Here is a 21,041-nt window from a genome sequence, read left to right as displayed (position 1 = left end):
CCATCGAGCCGACAAGGAGCAACGACCCGTGACTTCGGAAAACCCGGCGCCGCCGACGACGCCCGAACAGGCCCTCGCCATCGTGCGCAGCAGGTATGCGGATCCCAAGCTGCCGGACGGCACACCTGCGGAGCTGCGCGTCGAGGAGTTCGACATCGGCTACCTGGTGTATGCGGTGTTCCCGCCTGTGACGGACGCTGCCGGGCGGCCGCAGCCCGCTCCGCCCGGCGGCAGCAAGATCGTCGTCTCGAAGGAGAACGGCGACACCGTCACCGTCCCCAACTACCCGACGGAGACGGCCATCGCGTTGTACCGCAAGCAGCGCCAGTCGTGACGCGTACGTCGTGCTCGTACCTCGTGGCTCGTACGTCGTGACTCGTACGTCGTGACTCGTACGTCGAGTGCGTGATCCGTTGTCCGTGATCAGTACAGCGAGAACCCGCCGCTGTGGCGGCCCTGGTTCTTCTTCCCGGACTGCGAGGACTGGTCCTTGGGGTTGCTGGGGTCGGACTGCCCGGAGGGGGCGTTTCCGCTCGCAGGTGCCTCTTGGTGCCTGATCTCGTCGCGCTCCTCCTCCGACAGCGACTCCCACTGGCCACGCAGAGACGCCAGGCCTCCACCCAGGGCACGGGCGACCGCGGGGTCGTCCAGGGCGTCGCGCAGGGCGAGGCGCCCGGAGAGCATCCTCTTGGCCGCCTCCTGCAGGTCCTTGCTGACGCCGTCGGTCTGGGACAGCTGGCGCAGAGCGGAGTTCAGGGAACGGATCTGCTCCGGTTCCAGTGCCTCGTCCAGTACGCCGCGCTCCGGCGAAGCGCCTTGCGGGTTCGGTGAGTTCTCCGGTCGCCTGGTCATGTCGCTTCTCCTCGCTGCTCCTTGTCCTTGCCCTTCGGCACCCGCAGTATCCCCCGTCACGCACGGATGCCATGCTGGCCCCCGCCGGCGGAAGACGAGAAGGACCTCACAGCAGAAGGACGGCATCGTCATGGCTCAGGCGCAAGGCACAGGAAGCGGCCCAGCAGGCGACCGTTCCCTCGCGGGCCTCGTTGGCAGAGCATTCGGCCGGCTCGGGCGCTTCGGCGGTCTGGTCTTCCTGCTGGCGGGGGTCGTGTTGAGCGGGTGGGGCGCGTACGAGGGGGCGTACGCCGCGGGTTGGGCGGGCACGCGCGGCACCCTGACCGTGCAGCAGTGCGAGGTCGGCTATCCGAGCAACGCCGCGCGCAGCAGCCGTAAGAATCGTCGGCCCGTGCGGTGCGAGGGGACCTTCGTCTCGGAGGACGGCAAGAGTACGGATGCCCATGCCGCCGTACAGGTTCGGAAACGGTATGCGGCAGGCACCGAGTTGGCGGTGCAGCAGACGGAGCCGTTGACGGCCGCCGACGCGGCGGATGCCGAGTATCTCCAGAGCGGCATGGACCGGGCCTGGCGCTGGTTCGGGGCCTTCTTCGGGGGCTGGGTCCTCACGGGGCTCGGCGTCTTCTGCCTCGCCACCGGGTTGGCGCCGTTCGGGCAGAGCCGTATCTCGTTCGACGCTGCGTGGGAGGCGGCGGGGCGGGGAGCGACGCGGTTGGTCGTGGTCGGGATGATCGGGGTGGGGCTTGTGGGGGCTGGGGGGTCGTTCCTGGTCAGCTACTTCTTCTGATGCTTCTTCTGGCGGGGCACCCGGCGCCGGTCAACTTCGCGTTGACCGTTCTTCGTTCAGTCAACCACGGGGTCTTCCAGGCATGTCGACGCCTCCACCGCAGTACCAGAACCAGCCGCCGTACGGACAGCAGCAGCCGCCTCCCTATGGGCAGCGCCTGCGACTCGTCCGAGGCGGAGTACAAGATGGGCGCCTTGCTGCCTGGCCAGGGCAAGGAATGCAGTGCGGAGTACGACTACGGCATCCAGCACTACGACCGCCGGGGCTTCGACTACACGATGTGCTTCACCAAGGTCTGACCCGGCCTTCGGCTCACTGACCGAGAACAGGCCGCGGCCCGCACCAGCGGGCAACGGCCTGTTCTGTCGGGCTGAGCATGGGGGTGGGGTGGGTCGGTCAGGGCAGCGCATCCGCCAGCGACGCGCCCGCCGCCGCGAGAATGACGGTCATCATGGCCCAGCGGGTGCGTGTGCGGCGGGCCAACTCCACGCTGAGAGCGGCCGAAGCGAGAGACAGGCCATACACCACGGTCCCACTCCCGGTTGGCGTACCGCTGGTGAGACGTCCCACCATCAGGACGAGGCAGACAACCGCCACCAGCGCCCCAGCAGCCACGAGAGCACCACGAGCGCTCCGCGCCTGCTGCGACCGCTGTCTCGCGAACCCCAGATCCGATTGCCCATGGAAACTCGCCCTGACTTCGTCCACGCCGGGCAGGGCCGACTCGCCCTCGCCGCCTCGCACCCGCGTCTGCATCTGCACCCTTACCTGGTCCCCGCCGCGTTCCCGGCCGTCCGTCGTCATGACGAGGCAGCGTAAGTGAATTCGCTAAGCTCACGCACCATGTTGCCTTCGCACACGCCCTCTCCCTCGCCGGATGCCACGCTCATACGGACCGGCCGCCGCGGTGCCATGGTCGGACTCCCCTGTTCCGTACTTCTCATCGCGATGGGCGCCGTCGGCGTCTTCGGTGCGGTGGTGATTGCCAGCGGGAACCAGCAGGGCGAATCCACCCCCGCAGGGTTCGCGGGCCTCGTATTCATGCTGGCGCTGGGCGTGCTCGGTGTGTTCCTCTTCATCGCCAACTGGGCGAACCGCAGGACGAGGATCCTCGTCGACCACACCGGCCTGTGGATCGACAGCGGAAAGCTCCGGAACGTCATTCCGTGGCAGACCCTCGCCGGAGTCGGCCTCTACTGGAGCAAGTTCGGCCGCCAGACGATGTACTCCCTGGAGCTGTTCCCCACCGGCCCCATCGACCGCGACGACCCCGTCCTGTGGACCCTGGTCCGCGACGAGGAGCCACTGCACCCGAACCTGCCCCGGCTGCGCTACCGCGTGCCCTTTCCCGCAGGCTGCCGGCAGGAGATGGTCACGGCGGTCCAGCAGTACGTCCCGCACATCTGGCTCGGTGAGTCGGAGCGAGCGGAGGGGCACATCGGCCGACCCGACGTGAAGGGGCACAAGGAGCGGACTCGGGGCCGTACACAGTGACGCACCAGTTGTGACGGGTCGGCTGCCGTTCCGGTAGTTCCAGCTCCTCGTCGTCTGACTCCTCGTCCACCAGATCTTCGTCTTCCAACTCTTCGTCCTCCGACTCGGGGAGCCCCTCCTCCTCGGACAGCCCTTACTCGAGGCCGACGCCCGCCACCGGGCCGTCCCTGTCGGACTTCGACGACCCCTCGCCCGCCGGGACCTCACCTGGTGGTACGGGCTCCAACGGTTCGTCCGCCACCCCGAGTACGTCCGGCCCCTCGCACTCCGGCGGCGGCTCCCCCGTGTCCGGCCTGTCCTCCCCCACAGCGCAGTCCGCGCCCACGCCCGCGTCATCCGGCGGTACATCGTCCTCGCCCGGAGGCGGCTCGATCGGCACCCAGATCGACGGCCTGGCCGCGAGCGCGCCCACGCAGTCCAACGCGGCGCCCACGCCGACGGCCGACCACTCCCCGGGGGGAACAGGCGGCCGTACGGACGGCGGCTCGGCCATGCCGACCTCGCCCACGGCACCTTCCACCGGGGGCGGCGCGGCTCCGGGCACGCACAACGCCCCGAGCGGCTCAGGCGGCACCTCGTCCGCGACGAGCCCGAACCCCAACTCGGGCCCGGCGAGGAATCCTTCCGCCAGTACGCCTGGCACGCCCTCCACAACGGGGACCGGCCCCGCATCCACGCCGAGCCCCACGTCGCCGACGCCTCGGAGTACGCCGGCCCCGACACCGGACGGCCGAATACCCGGTGCGGCGGACGGGCGTACATCCGGCACGCCTGACGGGCGAATACCGGGTCAGCGCACTCCTGGAAGCGCAACGCCGGGCGACGGAACCACGCCCCGAAACACCCCCGGAACCACAACCCCGGGCAACCGCTCCACCCCCGGCAACACCCCTGGCACGACACCGGGCGACCGCACGCCGCCCCGCCACACCACGGACCCGGCCACCTCCCGGCGCAACTACGCCACTGTCGAGGTTTTTGACCCGGTTTCCCAACAGACCACGTACATCAGTGACAGTTCGCTGTCGATGGGCGTTGACTGGGCACAAGGAGTCCACTCCGAACCTCACATCCTTGAATACCTCGAAGCCGTCAACTCCCAGCGGCCGGAGAATCAACGCCTCCAAATGACCAGTTTCTATACGGAGCGCGAGCCATGCGGGCCGATCCTGGGAACCGATTGCTCGTCGTTCCTGCAGTCTCATCTCCCCAGTGACGTACCGATCCATTACGGCACAGCCTTCCGTAAAGGCCAGGTGGAGAACGAGGCAGAACTGCGCGCAGCAGGCCAGGGAGCCGGGGTCAACAGCTACAAGAATGATGCGGTTTCTGCCCAAGGTATGGATTCCCAGGATTATGTGAACAAGCTTCACGACATCTGGCTCGAACTGGGGGTGGGAGGGCATCTATCCTGAGCGCGGCCGCTGGAACCGTTCGACCAGATTGCGGACTCGCCATCGTGAGCATGAGTACCGACGCATGGCAAAGGATCGAAGAGTGGGTGGCCTCTTCAGCGAACCGCAAGCGGCCACTCCTCGTCCTCGGCTCTGCTCGCTGCGGGAAGTCCCAGCTCATCAGAGCCACCGCTGAGAGGATTGACGGCGCGCTCTTGCTGGACTGCACGGGCATGACCGCTGACGAGGTGGCTCAGCGCATTGTGACGGAAACAGGTGGGGATCCCAGTCCATCCGGTCGGCGCTGGCCGCGCCACGTGCTGCACACGGAAGTCAGAGGCGATCACATCCTGCTGTTGACCAATGTGCAGTGGGCCGGTGAGTTGGTCACCTCCTCCGAGCCATCGATGATCGGACGGGATCTGCTTCGGAAGCTCTTGTGGGCGCCGCGTGCCTCCCTTCGTGTAGCGGTGGAATGGGACGCGGACCTCATGGGAGCCCCGCCCTCCTACAGCACGACGATCACGCTCAGAGGGACGCAGGAGTCTGGCGCCAGAGCGGGATCACGAGAGGATCACACGCCGGTGGAGCGGACTCTTCAGGCGTTGAGCCGTTCGGAGCTCCCGATCACACCGCTGCCGGTGTGGCAACTCCTCATCGCTGCTGTCGAGACGTCCGGCGACCTTCCGACCGAGGCCGACCTGCGCGGAACGATCAGGGATTTGCCGGAAACGCTTCTTCTCCACGATGGGCCGGGGGGACCAGGAGTCGGTTTCCGCCATCCTTCCCTCAGACAGCGTTACCGCCGAAACCACCCAACGAGCCAAGAGCAGCAAGCCCGGATCGTGACCGCGCTGACGGAGCACACGGCTGCCTCCGGACGCGGCCGAGCGTGGCACGAACTGGGAGAGGTGGGCCGGTACGCAACGAAGACCCTGCCTGTCCACGCAGCATTGGCAGGGAATCTGGAGAGCACCCTTGCACAGGGAGCAGCTCTGGCAAACAGTCAAGCCTCATCGCTGTTGGAGGCATTGCGCATCGCGTATCCCGACGGCGTGCCGCCGCGCAGCATGGCGGCCGATGTCCGCGCCCTCGAAGGCCAAGGAATTGAGCCTGCCGACCAGGGCGAGTGGGTGTCGTGGCTCCACCATGCCGCCTTGACCAGCGGACGAAAAGAGGTCGCCCGGCAGATACTTCAGAGCGGTGTGACGATGCCATGGCGGACTGTGTGGTCACGATGGCGCCCTAGCGGCCTTTTCGGCGGACACGAGGGCGAAGCAGGGCGTGTCGATGAAATCGGCCTCCGAGCGGACTCCGATGCCGGATTGCGCGTTCTGACAGCGCGGGACACCACCACAGGCAAGGCTGTGTTGCCGGAGTTCTCCTATGTGCTCCAGGAGTGGGCAATCGCCACGGGAAACCCAGTGGACGAGGAGACGGTCGTCGACGGGTCCCTGGACGAAGCCGACTGGGTCTTCGACGAGCGCGCCCCCGACGACGTGTCAGCCGTCTTCGCGATTCACTCACCGAAGGGCTGGCGCGTCGATGAAGCAGCCGTGCCCCCTCCGCCTCGCGTTCCGGCCACAGTCAGGCATGGAGTCCTGGTCGAGGGCATGTGGGTACTCGCCGGCGACGGAGGTCTGTTCGCTGTTTCCGTATCCCCGCCTGACGTCCCGCCCGATCCTGGCGCCCAACCCCCCAGCTGGCCACCGGAACCATTGGTGGCCGAGCACGTGGGCCTCGCGGTGCCTCAAATCTCTGACGCCGCGCAGGCCGCCGCAAGGGGTGACGCCTCCAGCAAGTCCTGGTACGAGCAGAGCTTCGGCTCGGGTACCTGCCATCAGCTCGCCGCTTCGGACATTCCACAAGGGCTGGGCAACGAGCGAGCACGACGCTTCCTGATCGACGTCGGCCTACCAGTCGTAGAGGATTTCCTCCACTTGCGCACGTACTCGCCACGTTACGACGGTTTGCGGGCGGTTCCGTGGCCGCAGGACGCGACAGTGGGCGCGCCCGGTTCCGACGGGCCTTTCTTCGACATCGGCGTCTGGATGCGGTCGCGGCTGTTGCTCGACGGAAGCACCGGCCAGGTGCTACGCGACACCACGGGCGGGCCGGAGACGGTGCTGGCCGGTAGTAGCCTCTCCCAGTTCTTCACCATGGTGCGGCTCTTCGACGAACACCGTAAGGCCCATTACCCCAGCTGGGCAGATCGACGGGATTGGCACAGGGTTCTGCGGGATTGGTGCCGCGCGATCGACCCCGTCGCTTTGAAGGGCGAAGTATGGGAAGTCGTGCTCGGCCCCTACGATTTCGAGGACAGCACCTGGGACCTTGTTTCATCCGATGGCCGCTTTCCATAACCGCACGCAGAGACTAGCGGTCCTACGGAAAGCGGGATCCGCTGGCACCTGCAACGCCGTCCGCAGTAAGGAGCCCCTTGCCCGGTCCTCGCCAGGCCCCCGACGCTTCGCTCCTCCAGGCAGGAGGCACTCCGCCCACTTAAGCCAACCGCCGTCTCTGCCGGGGTCGTCCACCCACAAGCTCGCGCCACCCTGACCGGCCTCGGCTTCCCCGATCTTGACGGCGGCGAGCCAAGGTATCTGACCACCGCGGCCCTTGACGGGACCGGCCTGGAAACCGCCGAGGCATTGGAGCACCTCGAACCCGGCTACCGCTTGGGGACCTGGCTCGGCAAGGAAGTGGTCCTGGGCGGTGAGCCTGGCCGCGTGCCGATGGCCTCTGCCACGGAACGCAGCTACTCGGCAGCAGCCTGCGGCAGTTCATGACCTTGGCGGGTCTGTATGTCACGCGGCGTCGCATCGAATTACCCACGCACTACGAGGAACGGGATGCTCGTCGTAACATCGCGGCCTGGTCACAGCAGGTCGACAAGGCGGCGGGATCTTCCAGGCCTTGGAAGGCCGCAATCGATGGAGAGTTGGATGTCCCGGAATCGTTGTGACACGGCACATGCGGCAGCCCGCCGCACGGCGCCGGTGACGGTGACGGTGACGGCGACGGCGACGGCGACGGTCACCAGGAAAGGAAGTTGCCCACTGTGAATTCTCACCTCCGCCTGCAGGATGCCTTGGATCAGATTCGCTCGCAGCTGGCTGAACTTCCGCCCAAGAGGGGCATTGTCTACGCCGACGGCCCCTCCGGAGCCGGCAAGACCACACTCCTGAGAGATTTCGCCGCCAGCACGCCGGGGGCCGTGCTCGTTGATGCCACGCGCTGCTCCGCGGAAGAGGTGGCGGATCGGGTGATGCGGGCCATCGGTGTTTCATACGGCGATTTCCGGAGCATCAATGCCCTCACCAATCTCGTGCACGATCTCGTTTTCGACAGGAAGTTCGACCCGAGAATCGTTGTCGTGACCAATACTCAGTGGGCAGGGAAGAGGCGGTTCACAGATGAACCGCTGGGCGTAGCTGCCGGCGGGATCGTTGCAGCGTTCAGTAGGCGCTCCAAGGCGACCAACATCAAACTCGTGGTCGAAGTCGACAGCGAGGTGCACGACCTCGGCCCCCGGAACCGGAACCCCATCCTGCTCGCCCCCGCCCGCGACATCGTCCGGCTGTCCCCCAACTCGCTGCCGCCGCGTCAGCGCACGGCCATGACGGCCCTGGCCCTGTCCGAGCCGCACCGGGTGCGCTTCGAGGAGTGGCAGGCGCTCTGCTCCGCTCTCGGAACGGATTTCGACGTCGCGGAACTGCGCACAATCGGCGAGGAGTCGCCTTTCGTCACGGTTGAGCTCACGGACGAGCCACCGGTCGTGTTCACTCACGAACGCGATGCCCGGACTCTTCGCGAAGAGGTCCCTGCCGGCACGTTCCAGGACTTCCAACAGGCCGTTGTGGAACGTCTGTTGGCCTGCACCGACGGCGACCCGCTCGATGACTATCTGGCCCGTGCCCTGCCCGCCCACGCCGCAGCCGCCGGCCGCTTCGAGGAACTCCTCGCGGATCCCCGCACGCTGGTCAAGTGCACCCACACCGCCCTGCTCAACGCACTCCGCGTGGCCTTCCCCGACAGCATTCCCGCGGGCAGCTTCGCCGCGGATCTGTATTACCTCCACAATCTCGGTCTGGCGCCGTCCTCGCAGGCGGAGTGGATCTCACTGCTGCATCTCGTGGCGCTCAGCCAGGGCGATACGGAGCGGGCCGACGCCTTGATCGAGTCCGCCGGTCCGCTGCCGTGGCGGACCGTCTGGACGCGCTGGCGGGCTCCCGGCCTGGTCCGTCCCCTCCCACCCCAGATCGACGTCGTCGAAGAGTTGCAGGCCGAGGCGGACGGCACCACTGTGACCAGCCGCACCGCGGACCGTCTCAAGCAGACCTGGCACGCTGCCACCGGCCGGCTCCTCGCAGCCACGGGGCAATTCCTCGGGGCCAAGGGGCCGTTCATCGAGGAAGCCCCGCCCACACCCCAGGCGCCGGCCCGCTGGGGGCCGAGACCTCCTGGAACCTGGTCCGCGCGGCAGCCGTCGGCGATCCCTCCACACTCCGCGTGATCCAAGCGCCCAAGGTCAAGGACGTGGCCTGCGCCGGCGATCTGGTCGTGCTCGGCGGAAACCGAGGGATCTATGCGATCAAGCCCGACCCGGACTACATCGAAGCCACCCCGCTGCCGGCACTCCCTGCCATCAGCCGGTACGCAAAGGTCACGCCGCGCCCGTTCGACGAGGCCGCCTGCCGCCCCACCCGCGACCTCGTACTCGACGTGTTCGACGCGGACGTCGCCCCTCTCCTGACCGAGGAGGAACTGCCGGCCGGCCTGACGCACGAGCCGACCCGTCGTTTCCTCACCGAGGTCGGCTTCCCTGCCGTCGACAACTTCCTCAGTCTCAGCACCCACAACCTCGCCGGCACCGGCTTGGCCGAGCACACCTGGGAAGGCGCCAAGGAGTTCGAAACGCCAGTGGGAGACGGCCCGTTCTACGAACTGGGCACGTGGATCGGCGGCATCCTGCTCCTCGACGGCCCCACTGGCCGCGTACTGCGACAGTCGAGGAAGGGCGCGGTCGACGACGATCGGCCCGGCGACCCCCTGGCTGGCTCCTCCCTGGCCCAGTTCAGCGCGATGGTGTGCCTGCAGTGGAAGTACATGCTGGCCTACTACACCAGCGGCGGCCTCGACAGTGACGATCTCATCGACGAGCTCAGGTCCTGGCTGGCGGGCATCGACCCCGCCGCGGCAGCCACCAGGAACTGGGGGCACGTCACGGATACCGACGAATTCATCTACCTGTAGGCATCCACAGACTTCGGCACGGCGGGCCCCCGCCACCACCGGCCCGGCGGTTCCCAAGCTCAGCCTCTCTGATGTCCGGCGCCGGTCGAGCAGACCACCTCATCATCGCGCAGGCACATTTTGTCCGCGGGGGCAAAGGACAACGGCGCGCACATGGTGGGACGGCCGCGTCGTCATCAATGGCGAAGCGGGCACGGTCTATCGCATTCCGGCAGAGGACGAAGACGAGGACGAGGACACCGACCCTGTCGTAGCGACGAGCCTGAGCAACTTCGTCGCCATGCTTCGGGTGTACGCCCTCGGACGGTGCCTGCTCCCCATGGGCCTCGAGCCGCACCGAGCGCGAGGACTCCAGGTCGACATCGACAACGACGTGACCGCGATCGACGACGAAGGCGGCTCGCATCCGGCGTGGAGTTACGGTCTCTGGGACTGATCCGGAGTCGACCGCACACCTGATGGGACGAGACATCGCCGCCATGCAAGGGACCTGCTGCCTGATCCATGAGTGGGCCTGTGGCAGGGTGCACGGGTGCCTGATCAGTGGCTTCACCATTGTTGACCGCGACTTGGACAGCTGGGGGACCGCTCGCCGTACTCGCACGCGCCGAAGGCGATCAGGTCCACGGCGGCCACACCGCCGGGCAGGCCGTGCTCGGACAGGTCGCTCTCGGCTGGGAACGCATGGCCTCGGCCGGGTGGGTCTCGTACTCGACCCAGTGGCACGCCCACTACTTGGGGAGGCCGATATCCCGCAAGTGCCGCCTGCTTCCGGTGTGTTCGAGCCCCTCGGGCAGAGCACTCTCGAGTATCCGAACCACGTGCCGTTCCCCGAAGGAGTCGTCGACGCGGGCGGCGCTGAGCGGTGCCTCCGGCCGCCGGTGCACCGGTTCGGGGCCGGGCGGCGGTTGCTCGGAGGACGTGGGGTCGATCCCTGTGCCGCGCGGCCAGTCCCGCAGCACATCGGCGTCCGTCTCGAGCACCGCTATGCCATGCGCATTCTCGACGAGGTACCGGTTCCTGCCTCCCTCGGCGGCGAACGCGACCGCGCCTTCCCAGCTCTCCGGTGCGGTCAGCGCCCAGTCGTCCAGCGACGACGCATCAAGCACTTCCGGTGGCAACGGCGCATCTGACAGCGCTGCTTCGTCCCGGACCCTCACCCTCCGCCCCGTCTCCGCGTCGAGCCGGAGCGGGCCGCGGTGGTCGGCCACCTCGATGAGCTCCCGGCCTTCGTACAGGCGGCGGTGGACCTGGTAGTAGTCGCCGTTCAGACTCGGATGGGCCAGGAACCAGTTCGCCGGCCGCCACCACGCCCACACCGTTCGCCACGGCATCCCCGGCTCGGCCTTCGCGATCTGCTCGGCGTACTCGTCGTGGCCGGTAGCCTTCGCCGCGAAGTGCAGCCAGGGGGCGAACTCGGCGGGCCTTACCTCCGCGCCGCCGAAGATCGCCTCGGCCTGCAGGAAGACCTCGCGTCCCACGCTCTCCACGCCGTTCGCAGAGTCGGCGGCGATGCGGTTGCGCACGGCCGCGCGATCAGCGGTCAACAGCCGTGCGGGGTCGGCCAGTACGTCGTTCAGCTCCTCACTCATACGGCCGCCCTGGCTCCCACCACTGACAGTCCCCGCAGCCCCGCGCCCCCGCTGCGGCCGCTAATTGAGCACGGCGTTCACCAGGGCGCAGAGACCACAGCCCAGCAGCCCGCCGAACAGCAGGCTGAGGCCGGTGATGAACGTCCCACGTCGCATGGGACGGTTCCCGCGGCGGCAGGCGGCGCTCAGCGGGAAGATCGCCACGCCGAACATGGCGGCAGCGACGCACCAGACCTTGACCGCCTCGACATAGAACGAGGCGATGGTGCCGCGGTTGAAATCCCCCGTGCTGTATCCCACCACCTGGAACTTCTCGCCCTTGCCGGAGTCCTCACCAGGCTCGAAGTCCTCCACGTCGGAGCGGAGCTTGCCATCGTCGGAACGGAAGGTGCCGGAGCACTCCACGTCGTCCCCGATGATGTCCATGCCGCAACGCTCGATGGTGATCGTCCCTTGCGTGCCGTCGGACACCTTCCTGGGGCCTTCCTCGTAGCCCACCCCGACGAGAATCAGGCCGAAGATCAGGGTGAGAATGCCCAGCACCCCGATCCCTATACGGCTGCCGACGCTCCGTTTCGCGGCAGCGGCCAAGCCGGGAACTCCGGTTCCGGCCTTCCCCAGGTTCCGCCCGCCGCTCGCGTCCGTCTTCAATGCTGTTCCATTCCTCTGCATTCGTGCCTCTTCACCGTGCCTCAGCACCATGCTCGTGCCCCGGCTGGCTCCGGAGATCTTGGCGACGCCGGTTCATGCAGGTCAAGCCGCTGCCCACGCGCCGCCGTCCCGACGCGCCGCCGTCCCGACGCGCCGCTGTACGAGCCCGGCCGAGCCTCAGGCAGCAGGCGCTCCCAGCAACCGCCGCAGCCGATCACGCGTCGTCAGGGTCACCAGGGTCGCCAGGGTCGCCAGGGTCGCCAGGGTCGCCAGGGTCGCCAGGGTCGCCAGGGTCGCCAGGGTCGCCAGGGTCGCCAGGGTCGCCAGGAATGATGATCCACATGCCTGAGAACCGCGACGCCTCCCCCACAGCCGAACTAATTGAGGCCTGGAGCCGGGTCGGTGCGGACACCGACCCCGCCGAGGCCGACCCCCTCGTACTCGACTGCGCGCACCGTCTCACCGCCGACCCCGGCGGGGACACCGCGCACGTATGGGTCGCCGGGCTGGCGGAGATGGTGCCGTACCTCGCCGGCCGGCCCACTCCCGACGCCGAGCGAGCAGCCGTAGAGGCTCTGTTGGACGCCGCGTCGACGTTCGGCGAGCACGGCTGCGAGCACGAAAGCCACCCGTACGAGGAGGAGTTCGGCGAGCTTGCCGAGGACGATCCGGCCTGGCTCGGCCTGCCTGCCGGGTATCTGCTCGCCGACTGGCCCGCACGCCCCCGCCAAGAGGCCGATCTGTGCCCGGCCAACATCGCCGGCACCGCTCGTGTCACCGCCGACATGATCAGGCCCTTCTCTGCCGACGGCATACCCGCGGTCGTACCGGAGGAGCACACCTCATCGGTGGAGAGCCTGTCCTCGGTCCTCTCCGACTATCCCAACTGGGACCCCGTCGCCGTGCTCGAGTCCAACGCGGGCGTCGACGATTGCCTCGCCACCAAAGGCGCACGAGCGGGCTACGTCATCACCCAGAGCGCCAGCTGCTGGCACGCCATCTACCGGATCACGGAACGGTCCGTCTTCGACGCGATGATCAAGGGCTTGGATTCGGTGCTGCCGAAGCTCGGGGACCCCGCGGCCTGCACACACAGCGAGGACGAGCATCCGCACCCCGAGTTCGAGTCGGCCGACATCGCCGAGATCGGCTTCTACCTGCGCAGTCCCGGCGGCAGGGCCGAGCTCAGGGACATGCTCGACGAGTATCCGCCCGAGGCGTGGCTGTGCCCGCGCTATCTGCGCGGCCTCGCCGACGAGGCGCTGACCGAGCTGCGCGCCGCGCACGGGTCGAAGTTCGGGGTACGCGACACCAGCGCCCTGGACGGGATGTACATACGGCCCGACGGGGCCCTCGACATCGACAAGGTGACCCAGTGCGTCGTCGACGGCGACGACTTCGACGCGGGACCGGAGAACATCGCCGTGTGGGCCGCCCGCCGGCACCTGCACCCCACAGCAGCTGACCCGCACGAGCGACTGGTGCTGCTGCTCCTCGCCCTCTGGATCGCCCAGGTCCGCGATCTGCCGTACGGCGTCGGCCGCGAGATCCGCGAACTGCTCCGCACTGTAGACCCCGCGCCGCTCGAAGCCGACTGCTGCCCGCACGGCGACGACCATCCCGACGAGCGCATCAGGCGCTGGGATCAGCGCGGGTTCGCGGCCCACCTACGGCACTTGTACGCGTCCGACTCCTTCCCGGCACCCGAGGCCGTCCGGTCCGCCGACGTATGGGGCTGCCCCAGCTTTCTCGCCGCCTGGGCCCGCGAGCTCATCCTGAGGATGGACGAGGAGTACCAGTGGATGGACCGGGAGGACGGCTACGAGGGGAGCGGATACGGCCGCGCCAGGCGGGAGGGGTGACGAGCCGACCGGGAGGGATGACGAGCCCGCAGCCCGGGGTGACGAGCGGCCTTCGAGGGTGACGAGCACCCTTCACGCAGCCCGCTCCAGCTCCGACGGCCCCCTCCCGATCTCACTGATAACTTGCTGTTCCCATCAATTCACTCCGTGGGACATCGATGAGCCAGCCACCCTTCCAGCCGCCACCGCCGCCTTCACAACCGCCGCAGCCCCCGCAGCAACCGCCGCAGCACTCGCCGCAAGCGCCAGGAGCGCCACAAGCGCCGAACGCCTACAACCCGTACAACCAGCCCGCCCCTCCGCAGCAGCCACCGGGGCTCGGAGCACCTCCCGCCCCCGGCCAGCCGCCGATGCAGGCCGGTCAGCCGCCCATGCCCGGCCAGCCCTCGATGTACCCGTCCCCGCCTTTCCAGGCGCCCCCTTACGGCCAACGGCCGAACGCGAGCGGTAGCCCCGTCGGCGCGGTCTTGCTCGGTTTCTTCGTCTCGGTCATCGTCTCGCTGCTCTACAGCGGTCTCATCACGCTCACGTACCAGGACCTCACATTCGTCACGGCCAATACCTTCTACCTCGGCCATGCCCTGCTCAACGGAGCGGTCGTCGGCGCCTTGGTCGGCGCGGTGGGCCACCGCAACCACGGAGCCTGGATCTGCGGGGCCGTCATCGCCGCCCTCGGCGCCTTCTTCGGCTACACCAACGCCTGGCCGCTCGTCCTCGCCTCTGAGCGAGGGGGTGGTGCCGTGTGGGACATGCTGAGGTACGACGCCTTGCTCCCGGCCAGGTCCTGGTGGAACGACGAATCCTCGGGTGGAGTCGACTGGTTCTCCCCGCTCGGCCTCCTGGTCGCCGCAGGCGCCGCCTTCGGCCTCGCCTACCTCATCGGCAACAAGCGCCGTCAGGCCTGACTTCGCATCAAGTACGCCTCAGTGGAAGGCGGGGCTGTCGCCGAGCCCCGCCAAAGCTGCCCCGATACAGGTGACCGCCATCGCCCACCGGGTGCGCCCGATCCGCGCGAGCGCAAACCCCCACCCGCTGAGGGCCACACCCAAGGCATACATAGCGACCCAGGCACCCACCGTGTCGCCCTTGCCAAGGCGTACGACACTGATGACGAGGCAAACGACGGCGACTAGCCCGGCCAACGCCGCGTACGTCCAACGAGCCTGCATCACATCACGCCGCCGGCTCTCCACGAGCCCTGGTCGCCCCTGAGCCTGGAACTGCGTCCGCAACTCCTCCGTGCTCACACCGGAACCTGAAGCCGGCGGCCGTCCGCCCCTTCCGGAGCGTTCGCCCTGTTCGCCGCCTCATCACCATGCTCGCCATGGCAGCGCAGCTTAGAGTTCGTTCTCTTTCCGAACCTCAGGTGCGGTTTCTGCTGGTCCGGCATGAGATGGCGGCTGGCACGGAAGTCTCGGTCCGTTGCTGACCGAGATGTCGTGGGGGTGGCGCGATGCCGTCGATGCGGGCCGTGTTGGAAGCGCGGCAGAAGGCCGCGGCGGTGCGGGTGGAGGATCTCGAAGCCGAGTTGGAGCGAGTGCGGGCGGCTCTGACTGCGGCGGAAGAGGTGCTCAGGCGCCGGGTGATCGGCCTGGAGCAATATCTGGAGGCGCTGGCCCAAGAGAAGGCGCCGGCCGAGTCCGTCACGTCGCAGAGGAAGCCGGTGGGTCCGCGCCGGACATCGTCGCTGCGGCGGACGATGTCGAGGACGAGTCCGAGGTGCTGGGTGGTCCAGTCGGTGAGGTGGCCGGTGTAACCGCCGTCGGACCAGACCCGCGCCAGCCGCCGGAAGTGCTGCTTTGATGTGGGCAGCAGGATGCGGGCGGCGTCCCGGTCGGTCGTGGAGGCCAGCGTGACCTGCACAGCCAGCAGGATCCCGAGCGTGTCGGTGAGCAGATGGCGCTTGCGCCCGTTGATCTTCTTCCCGGCGTCGTATCCCCGTGAAGCGAGGGGAACAGTGGCGTCCGCCTTCACCGACTGCGAGTCCACCACCCCCGCGCTCGGCTCCGGGCTGCGGCCCTCCGACCGGCGGACGGCCTCGCGCAGCTCGGCCACCAGCCCCGCATCCCGCCAGCGGGCGGAGAAGGCATACACCCGGGACCAGGGCGGAAAGTCGGACGGCATCGCCCGCCATTTGATGCCGAGGTCGACGAGGTAGCGCACCGCGGCGATCATCTGCCAGTGGCAGTAGCCTCCGGACGGCCGCCCCGGCCCGCCAGCCAGACCGGAACCGGCAGCAGATCCCCCACCCTTGCCCACTCGGCATCGCTCATGTCCGAGCCGTACCGGGGCCGACGCTCTGGCCGGTCGGCCGCGTTCCCGAACCGATGGGCGAGACAGTCACGCCCAGGAGTGGACGGACTGGACCCCGCCAACCACGACCACGCGACACTGCGACAACAGGGCCTCTTGCTTCTCGCTGGACTCGACAACCGCGAGCTACCAAGAGGCCCTTCCTTCATGCCCCGACATCGGCCACTCATCCGAACCAGGACCCCGTTCGAAGCAGACCGAACCGATGTCGGCCTTGAGGTGCTGATGAACGCCGTAGGGCTGCCAACGGGGCGGGAAAGCGCTCCCTGAGCCTCAGCGGGAGATCGGCCTTGGAGACGTTCGGTAAGCCAGTGCTGCAGGCACCTGCATAGATTCTCGGATCATGCCGACGTACCCCACACACGGGCCCGCCCCCACGGCCACGGTCACCCACTACGGCCGGAGATCTGCCCGGCAGGGATTCGTGCTCGGTGGGACCCTCATGGCAGTGGGTGCCTTCTGGGCGGGCCTCGCCGTGGCCATGACTGCCGGCCTCATCCATGACAAGCCCCAGCCGGTGGGCCTCATTGGTCTGCTCTTCGCGACCATCGGCTACACAGGCTTCAAGATCTTCCGCTCAGCGCTCTCGTTCCATCACCTGGCCGTGAGCGTCGACGACACGGGGCTATGGCTGCGGGCCCGCAGCGGGCAGGGCGTCATCCGCTGGGACACCCTCGCCGGAGTTGCCGTCCACTGGAGCGAACCCGGAAACCGGGGTGCCAGGCATTACTCGATTGAGTTGTGCCCGAGTGGCCCGATCGACCGTGCCGACCCAGTCCTGTGGGTTCCGGTCCGTGACGAGGAGCCCGTCCGCCCTGGCCTTCCGCGCCCGCGCTATCGCCTCGTCACCAACGGCTCATTCGCAAGATACCGGGAGCCCCTGGTTGAGGCGATCCGGTAGTACGCCCCGCAGCTTTGGCTCGGCGAGACGCAACGCGAGCCGGGCCACTGCGACGTTCCCGACTTCGAGGGACATCGGGAGCGGCCCGCCGGCATGGTGCGCTGACACGGCAGGCGTTGGCTACGCTTCCTGGTGTCGTCCGGATTGCCCGAGCCTAGGCGCCAGACGACGGGTTCCAAGGCGTGTAGCCATGTCACACGCAGACAACGATCCGGTGGTGCTCCTGTGGCGGTCTTCCGCAGAGCCGCCTGTAGGCGAGGGCTCGGCGTGGAGCGCCTAGTTGCCGCATGTATGGTGCCGACGAGGCCTAGGTGATCAGTTGAGTCGTCTCGGCCCGATGCGTCCGGAGTCGAAACGGGGAGAAACTGGCCCATGGGGGACCATTTCAAGACGGATATCGGGCAACTCGAACAGTTCCTGACGAATTTGGAGAGATGCGTCGACGAGCTGAACGAAGCGCGGGCCGCCCTCGACCACGTGCGTGCCGACCAGATCGGCACCCCCCGACTCGACGAGGCCTGTGACAAGTTCCAGGACGAGTGGAAGTACGGGTCCGACAAGACCAAGGAATTGATCGACGAGATCAAAGAGGGCGTGAAAGCGAACAAGAAGGGCTACGAAGAGGTCGAGGAAGCCTTGGAGAAGGCCCTCAAGCAGATCGCGGACAAGAGCACCTCGGGTGGCGACGGGGGCGGTAAGTAATGGCAGCGAACCCGTACCCCAACATCGGCTGGAACCCCGTGCCAGGCGTCCCCGCCGAGGTCACGAAACTGCAGCAGAAAGTAGCTGCGGCCGCAACAGCCCTGGAGAACACGCATCGGCAGCTGACGAAGCTCACCGGCGAGAGCAGCTACTGGGAGGGGGACGCGGCGGAGAAGTTCCGCGAGAACCTCGACGGCGACCTGTCGAAGTACATCAAAAGGGCCGCCTCGGCGCTGCGTTCCGCCGCGACCCAGTTGCACAATTGGGATGGCCAGTTGACCTCCAACCGGGGGCTGGCGAAGAAGTACGACGACGAGGCGGCCGAGAGGAAGGCTGCGGCCGACAAAGCCAAGAACGCGTACGACCAGGCCGCCCAGCACCCAGACCTCAAGCTCGCCAACCAGACCTTCCCCTCGCAGGAGGAGGCCGACGACGCGACCGCGCGGCTGCGCTCCGCCGAGCGGGCGCTGAACGAGGCGAGCACGGCCCTCACCAAGGCCAACAACGAGTACGAGTCACTCAACCGCAAGATCAAGGAACTGGAGTCCGAGCACTCCCACGACGCCGAGACCATCGCCAAGGCGCTGGAAAGCACCGCGGAGAAGGCCCCCGACAAGGGCTTCTGGGAGAGCGTCGGCGACATCCTCGTGTCGGTCGGCAAGTTTCTGGCGGAGCACGCTGGCACCATTGGCGCTATTGCCGGTCTGCTCGCCCTCTTCCCCGTCTTTGCCCCGATCATGGGGCCGATCGCGCTCATAGCGAGCGCGGTGTCCCTGGGTAAGAACCTCTCCGACGACGAGTTCCGGAAGAACTTGATGTTCCAAGGCAGTGGAATGGAGATCTTCTCCGCCTACGCCTCCGTCGCCGGGGACGTTGTCGGCATGGTTCCGGGCGGGAAGGCGCTGGGCCTCGCGGCCAAGGAGGGCTTCGAGAGCGCGGCCGACGGAGCCAACCTCGCGACGAAGACCTGGGCCGGCACGAAGGGTGGGCTCCTCGGGATCGGCCGCTCGGCGGCGGACGAGGCCACCGGCGCCTGGCGGGCTGCGGGTGACAGCGCCATGGGCTCGGGGAAGCTGATGGGCGAGATCAAGGTCAACATGCTGAACGTCGCCGCGAACGGCATCTCCTCTGCGGAGAGCTTCGGCCTCGTGGACGACAAGGGCACCGAGCACAACACCGCCGAGGGCACGAAGGCCGCCGCAACAGCACACGCCATCGCCGGAATGTTCGGCCTCGTATGACCAGCCACGGCGAGAGTGAAGGCACCTCATGACCGTGAGTGAACCGACCACCGCGCCGCGGGACACCCCCAAGCCGTCCTTCTGGTACGGGCTGCCCGTTGGTTATACGTCCCTGGACCTCAATCCGCCAGCCGAGCAACTCATGAAGGTCATCAACCTGCTCCGTGGGCTGCCCGAACAAGAGCGGGAGGAGGCGGACCGGGCCCTACGCCTGTACGCGGCCATCGTCAGCCAGCTAAACGCCAACAGGGTGCAGGAGTGCGCGCTCGGGGCCCACCCCAACGACGCCGGTGGTTTCACGATGTCGGTGTTCACCGTGTCGACGCTGCCGACGTCGGGCAATGCGAAGCTCGTGGTGGCAGGCCTCGCGGGCAGCGCCGCGGACGGCCGGGACGAAGGCATGCGCCCGCTGGAACTGCCGTGCGGTCTCGGTTTCCTCTCCGAGAAACGACCGGCCGCCCCGCGGTCGTCCCGGCGGCCGGAGCTGAACGACACGCTCCCGAGTCACATCTGGCAAGGCATCGTCGCGGTGGCGGCACCGAGCGCGCCGGAGCTCATCGTCCTCCAGATGGTGACCCCGGATCTCGACTCCGTCGACGACTACCGGAACATATTGCTCGGGATCGCCCGCACCCTGACTTTCACCGATCCCGAACGAGCCACGGCGGACGATAAGGCCGCCCAGGAACCGGAAGCGCTGACCGGCGCCGCTGCCGCCATGCGGAACGACTTCGGATAGCACCAGCCGGGCTGGGACGGACTACAGGAGGACGAGTGCCGGACAACATGCAAGGTGCCCACACACCGGGAACACTGAACACCGCCACGCTGCGCGGAAAACTGACCATCCGGATGTGGTGGACCGCTATCCGCAACACCGTGGTCTACGCACTCATGGCGTTCGGGGTGCCGCCGCTGGGCGCGGCGGCGAATCGCGCCGGCATGTCCTGGATCTTCATCATTGGAGGGCCGATGATCCTCATCGGCATCTTCGGTCTCCTCGCCACGCTCCGCACCATCGCAGTGGCGGTACTCCTCACACGCACCTGCCGCAGGACGCTGGCCCAGTACTCCTTCGACACGTTCTGCCCGCAGATCACCAAGGTGGACGGCGCCGAGGCGACCAAGGGCCGCCCGAAGAGCATGACGCTCAGGCTGCACAGGGCGGAGGGCCACGACTCACCGCTGATGCGGATGAACCCGGTCCCGCGGCGCGGCCCGTGGCGCAACCCCTGGCCCGAAGGCATCGAGAACGGCGTGTACATCGCGGGCGACCTGCCCTTCGGCGCAGTCGGGTACGTGCCGAGCAGCGGGACGTTCTTCCTCATGCAGCCCGACGACTGGGACGCGACCGCCCACGACCGCGAGCTCGCGGACCCCGACCGCGTCACCCGGGCCCAGGCCGCCGACCTCGCCCGAAGGATCATCTAGCTCCGCAAGACCGACTCCCAGCCCATGCCCTCGTGACCCGGTTGATCCTCTGGTGTCCACAGCGACCTCGCCGCTCAGCCCTTCTCGCACGCGTCTGAGTGCGGGGCTGGATCGGCCGCGCAGACCCCAACGCACTGGTGGGCGCTGGCAAGGGTGGAGTCAGCCAGCACAAGCCGTCGCCGTCCCGGCTCCTCCACTCCGACCTGGGCTGCCCTGAGAGTCAGCTCGAATGAACCGCCCAGAGTCCACCGGCGCAAGGCAGTCTGCAGCTCGGCCGCAGACCGCACTGTTCGTGCACGTTCCATCAGGCTGCGGCGTGCGGAACTTCCACACGCAAGAAGAAGCGGCCGGACGAACTCCCTCTCGGTATCAGGCAGGCCATGGAGGCAGTCCTCAGCTGATCCACCACTGAAGTCCTTGGATGACGCCGCCTTGGCTTCGGTCACTTCCGAGGACAGCGTTTATCGATGAGTTTGGAAGGGAGTTAGCGATCAGTGAGCCTGCGGATGCTCACCAGTTTTGACGGCGCCATCGCACGTGCCTGCTTGGGTCGACTGGGTCAGCT

Annotated in this window: 21 protein-coding genes; 15 read left to right on the top strand and 6 right to left on the bottom strand. The window is 67.7% G+C overall.

The window, feature by feature from the left end; genetic code table 11:
- Nucleotides 1-28: 28 nt before the first annotated feature.
- Complete coding sequence (locus ABZ078_RS24395) at nucleotides 29-334, top strand: hypothetical protein (RefSeq protein ID WP_356578363.1); 306 nt, start codon at nucleotides 29-31, stop codon at nucleotides 332-334.
- Between the two features lie 89 nt (nucleotides 335-423).
- On the opposite strand, the gene ABZ078_RS24390 is transcribed toward ABZ078_RS24395, so the two are convergent.
- The gene (locus ABZ078_RS24390; protein ID WP_356578361.1) at nucleotides 424-852 is read right to left on the bottom strand and encodes a hypothetical protein; all 429 of its coding nucleotides are present in this window, start codon (nucleotides 850-852) and stop codon (nucleotides 424-426) included.
- A gap of 130 nt (nucleotides 853-982) precedes the next feature.
- Between ABZ078_RS24390 and ABZ078_RS24385 the strand changes: the two genes are divergently transcribed.
- On the top strand, nucleotides 983-1,639 hold the full coding sequence (locus ABZ078_RS24385) for a hypothetical protein (RefSeq protein ID WP_356578360.1): 657 nt from the start codon (nucleotides 983-985) through the stop codon (nucleotides 1,637-1,639).
- A gap of 146 nt (nucleotides 1,640-1,785) precedes the next feature.
- The gene (locus ABZ078_RS24380; protein ID WP_356578358.1) at nucleotides 1,786-1,938 is read left to right on the top strand and encodes a hypothetical protein; all 153 of its coding nucleotides are present in this window, start codon (nucleotides 1,786-1,788) and stop codon (nucleotides 1,936-1,938) included.
- Between the two features lie 97 nt (nucleotides 1,939-2,035).
- On the opposite strand, the gene ABZ078_RS24375 is transcribed toward ABZ078_RS24380, so the two are convergent.
- Nucleotides 2,036-2,443: a hypothetical protein gene (locus ABZ078_RS24375; protein ID WP_356578357.1), complete on the bottom strand. Its 408-nt coding sequence runs from the start codon at nucleotides 2,441-2,443 to the stop codon at nucleotides 2,036-2,038.
- Nucleotides 2,444-2,482: 39 nt separating this feature from the next.
- On the opposite strand from ABZ078_RS24375, the gene ABZ078_RS24370 reads away from it, so the two are divergent.
- The gene (locus ABZ078_RS24370) at nucleotides 2,483-3,133 is read left to right on the top strand and encodes a hypothetical protein (protein WP_356578355.1); all 651 of its coding nucleotides are present in this window, start codon (nucleotides 2,483-2,485) and stop codon (nucleotides 3,131-3,133) included.
- Nucleotides 3,134-3,266: 133 nt separating this feature from the next.
- Here ABZ078_RS24370 and ABZ078_RS24365 read toward each other — a convergent pair whose 3' ends face one another.
- Complete coding sequence (locus ABZ078_RS24365) at nucleotides 3,267-3,776, bottom strand: hypothetical protein (protein WP_356578381.1); 510 nt, start codon at nucleotides 3,774-3,776, stop codon at nucleotides 3,267-3,269.
- Between the two features lie 91 nt (nucleotides 3,777-3,867).
- Here ABZ078_RS24365 and ABZ078_RS24360 point away from each other — a divergent pair, with 91 nt between their 5' ends.
- From ABZ078_RS24360 to ABZ078_RS24345, 4 genes are all read left to right on the top strand, one after another.
- On the top strand, nucleotides 3,868-4,548 hold the full coding sequence (locus ABZ078_RS24360) for a nucleic acid/nucleotide deaminase domain-containing protein (protein ID WP_356578377.1): 681 nt from the start codon (nucleotides 3,868-3,870) through the stop codon (nucleotides 4,546-4,548).
- Nucleotides 4,549-4,598: 50 nt separating this feature from the next.
- The gene (locus tag ABZ078_RS24355) at nucleotides 4,599-6,890 is read left to right on the top strand and encodes an SUKH-4 family immunity protein (RefSeq protein WP_356578353.1); all 2,292 of its coding nucleotides are present in this window, start codon (nucleotides 4,599-4,601) and stop codon (nucleotides 6,888-6,890) included.
- 728 nt (nucleotides 6,891-7,618) lie between these two features.
- Nucleotides 7,619-9,043, top strand: coding sequence for an ATP-binding protein (locus ABZ078_RS24350; protein WP_356578351.1), 1,425 nt, complete (start codon nucleotides 7,619-7,621; stop codon nucleotides 9,041-9,043).
- Nucleotides 9,040-9,783 carry an SUKH-4 family immunity protein gene (locus ABZ078_RS24345; RefSeq protein WP_356578349.1) on the top strand — a complete coding sequence of 248 codons (744 nt, stop codon included), beginning with the start codon at nucleotides 9,040-9,042 and terminating at the stop codon, nucleotides 9,781-9,783. The genes ABZ078_RS24350 and ABZ078_RS24345 overlap by 4 nt, the downstream gene beginning before the upstream one ends.
- Before the next feature lie 731 nt (nucleotides 9,784-10,514).
- On the opposite strand, the gene ABZ078_RS24340 is transcribed toward ABZ078_RS24345, so the two are convergent.
- The gene (locus tag ABZ078_RS24340) at nucleotides 10,515-11,375 is read right to left on the bottom strand and encodes a hypothetical protein (protein ID WP_356578347.1); all 861 of its coding nucleotides are present in this window, start codon (nucleotides 11,373-11,375) and stop codon (nucleotides 10,515-10,517) included.
- 60 nt (nucleotides 11,376-11,435) lie between these two features.
- Entirely contained in the window at nucleotides 11,436-12,026 is a 591-nt protein-coding gene (locus ABZ078_RS24335) for a hypothetical protein (RefSeq protein ID WP_356578345.1), read from the bottom strand.
- Between the two features lie 341 nt (nucleotides 12,027-12,367).
- On the opposite strand from ABZ078_RS24335, the gene ABZ078_RS24330 reads away from it, so the two are divergent.
- Both ABZ078_RS24330 and ABZ078_RS24325 read left to right on the top strand, forming a co-directional pair.
- The gene (locus tag ABZ078_RS24330; RefSeq protein WP_356578343.1) at nucleotides 12,368-13,888 is read left to right on the top strand and encodes a hypothetical protein; all 1,521 of its coding nucleotides are present in this window, start codon (nucleotides 12,368-12,370) and stop codon (nucleotides 13,886-13,888) included.
- A 467-nt stretch (nucleotides 13,889-14,355) separates the two neighbouring features.
- A complete protein-coding gene (locus ABZ078_RS24325) occupies nucleotides 14,356-14,793 on the top strand; it encodes a hypothetical protein (protein ID WP_356578341.1) in 438 nt (145 codons plus the stop codon).
- A 457-nt stretch (nucleotides 14,794-15,250) separates the two neighbouring features.
- On the opposite strand, the gene ABZ078_RS24320 is transcribed toward ABZ078_RS24325, so the two are convergent.
- Nucleotides 15,251-16,063: a transposase gene (locus ABZ078_RS24320; RefSeq protein ID WP_356578339.1), complete on the bottom strand. Its 813-nt coding sequence runs from the start codon at nucleotides 16,061-16,063 to the stop codon at nucleotides 15,251-15,253.
- A 586-nt stretch (nucleotides 16,064-16,649) separates the two neighbouring features.
- Here ABZ078_RS24320 and ABZ078_RS24315 point away from each other — a divergent pair.
- The 5 genes from ABZ078_RS24315 to ABZ078_RS24295 all read left to right on the top strand — a co-directional run bounded on the left by ABZ078_RS24315 (nucleotide 16,650) and on the right by ABZ078_RS24295 (nucleotide 20,476).
- Complete coding sequence (locus ABZ078_RS24315; protein WP_356578337.1) at nucleotides 16,650-17,102, top strand: hypothetical protein; 453 nt, start codon at nucleotides 16,650-16,652, stop codon at nucleotides 17,100-17,102.
- Nucleotides 17,103-17,474: 372 nt separating this feature from the next.
- The gene (locus tag ABZ078_RS24310; RefSeq protein ID WP_356578335.1) at nucleotides 17,475-17,804 is read left to right on the top strand and encodes a hypothetical protein; all 330 of its coding nucleotides are present in this window, start codon (nucleotides 17,475-17,477) and stop codon (nucleotides 17,802-17,804) included.
- Nucleotides 17,804-19,045, top strand: coding sequence for a putative T7SS-secreted protein (locus tag ABZ078_RS24305; protein ID WP_356578333.1), 1,242 nt, complete (start codon nucleotides 17,804-17,806; stop codon nucleotides 19,043-19,045). The genes ABZ078_RS24310 and ABZ078_RS24305 overlap by 1 nt, the downstream gene beginning before the upstream one ends.
- Nucleotides 19,046-19,073: 28 nt before the next feature.
- Nucleotides 19,074-19,784 (top strand): hypothetical protein, encoded by a 711-nt coding sequence (locus ABZ078_RS24300; RefSeq protein WP_356578332.1) that lies wholly within the window; start codon nucleotides 19,074-19,076, stop codon nucleotides 19,782-19,784.
- 35 nt (nucleotides 19,785-19,819) lie between these two features.
- Nucleotides 19,820-20,476 carry a hypothetical protein gene (locus ABZ078_RS24295; RefSeq protein WP_356578330.1) on the top strand — a complete coding sequence of 219 codons (657 nt, stop codon included), beginning with the start codon at nucleotides 19,820-19,822 and terminating at the stop codon, nucleotides 20,474-20,476.
- Nucleotides 20,477-21,041 lie beyond the last annotated feature (565 nt).

Source organism: Streptomyces sp. NPDC006385 (genome assembly GCF_040612485.1).
In the GTDB taxonomy this organism is placed as follows: Bacteria; Actinomycetota; Actinomycetes; order Streptomycetales; family Streptomycetaceae; genus Streptomyces.
This window is presented reverse-complemented; position numbering and strand designations above follow the sequence as displayed.

What these genes read in the sequence shown, in the direction of transcription:
- ABZ078_RS24390 (WP_356578361.1), bottom strand. Translation starts at nt 852, where the DNA reads ATGACCAGGCGACCGGAGAACTCACCGAACCCGCAAGGCGCTTCGCCG.
- ABZ078_RS24385 (WP_356578360.1), top strand. Translation starts at nt 983, where the DNA reads ATGGCTCAGGCGCAAGGCACAGGAAGCGGCCCAGCAGGCGACCGTTCC.
- ABZ078_RS24380 (WP_356578358.1), top strand. Translation starts at nt 1,786, where the DNA reads ATGGGCAGCGCCTGCGACTCGTCCGAGGCGGAGTACAAGATGGGCGCC.
- ABZ078_RS24375 (WP_356578357.1), bottom strand. Translation starts at nt 2,443, where the DNA reads ATGACGACGGACGGCCGGGAACGCGGCGGGGACCAGGTAAGGGTGCAG.
- ABZ078_RS24370 (WP_356578355.1), top strand. Translation starts at nt 2,483, where the DNA reads ATGTTGCCTTCGCACACGCCCTCTCCCTCGCCGGATGCCACGCTCATA.
- ABZ078_RS24355 (WP_356578353.1), top strand. Translation starts at nt 4,599, where the DNA reads ATGAGTACCGACGCATGGCAAAGGATCGAAGAGTGGGTGGCCTCTTCA.
- ABZ078_RS24340 (WP_356578347.1), bottom strand. Translation starts at nt 11,375, where the DNA reads ATGAGTGAGGAGCTGAACGACGTACTGGCCGACCCCGCACGGCTGTTG.
- ABZ078_RS24330 (WP_356578343.1), top strand. Translation starts at nt 12,368, where the DNA reads ATGCCTGAGAACCGCGACGCCTCCCCCACAGCCGAACTAATTGAGGCC.
- ABZ078_RS24320 (WP_356578339.1), bottom strand. Translation starts at nt 16,063, where the DNA reads ATGATCGCCGCGGTGCGCTACCTCGTCGACCTCGGCATCAAATGGCGG.
- ABZ078_RS24310 (WP_356578335.1), top strand. Translation starts at nt 17,475, where the DNA reads ATGGGGGACCATTTCAAGACGGATATCGGGCAACTCGAACAGTTCCTG.
- ABZ078_RS24305 (WP_356578333.1), top strand. Translation starts at nt 17,804, where the DNA reads ATGGCAGCGAACCCGTACCCCAACATCGGCTGGAACCCCGTGCCAGGC.
- ABZ078_RS24300 (WP_356578332.1), top strand. Translation starts at nt 19,074, where the DNA reads ATGACCGTGAGTGAACCGACCACCGCGCCGCGGGACACCCCCAAGCCG.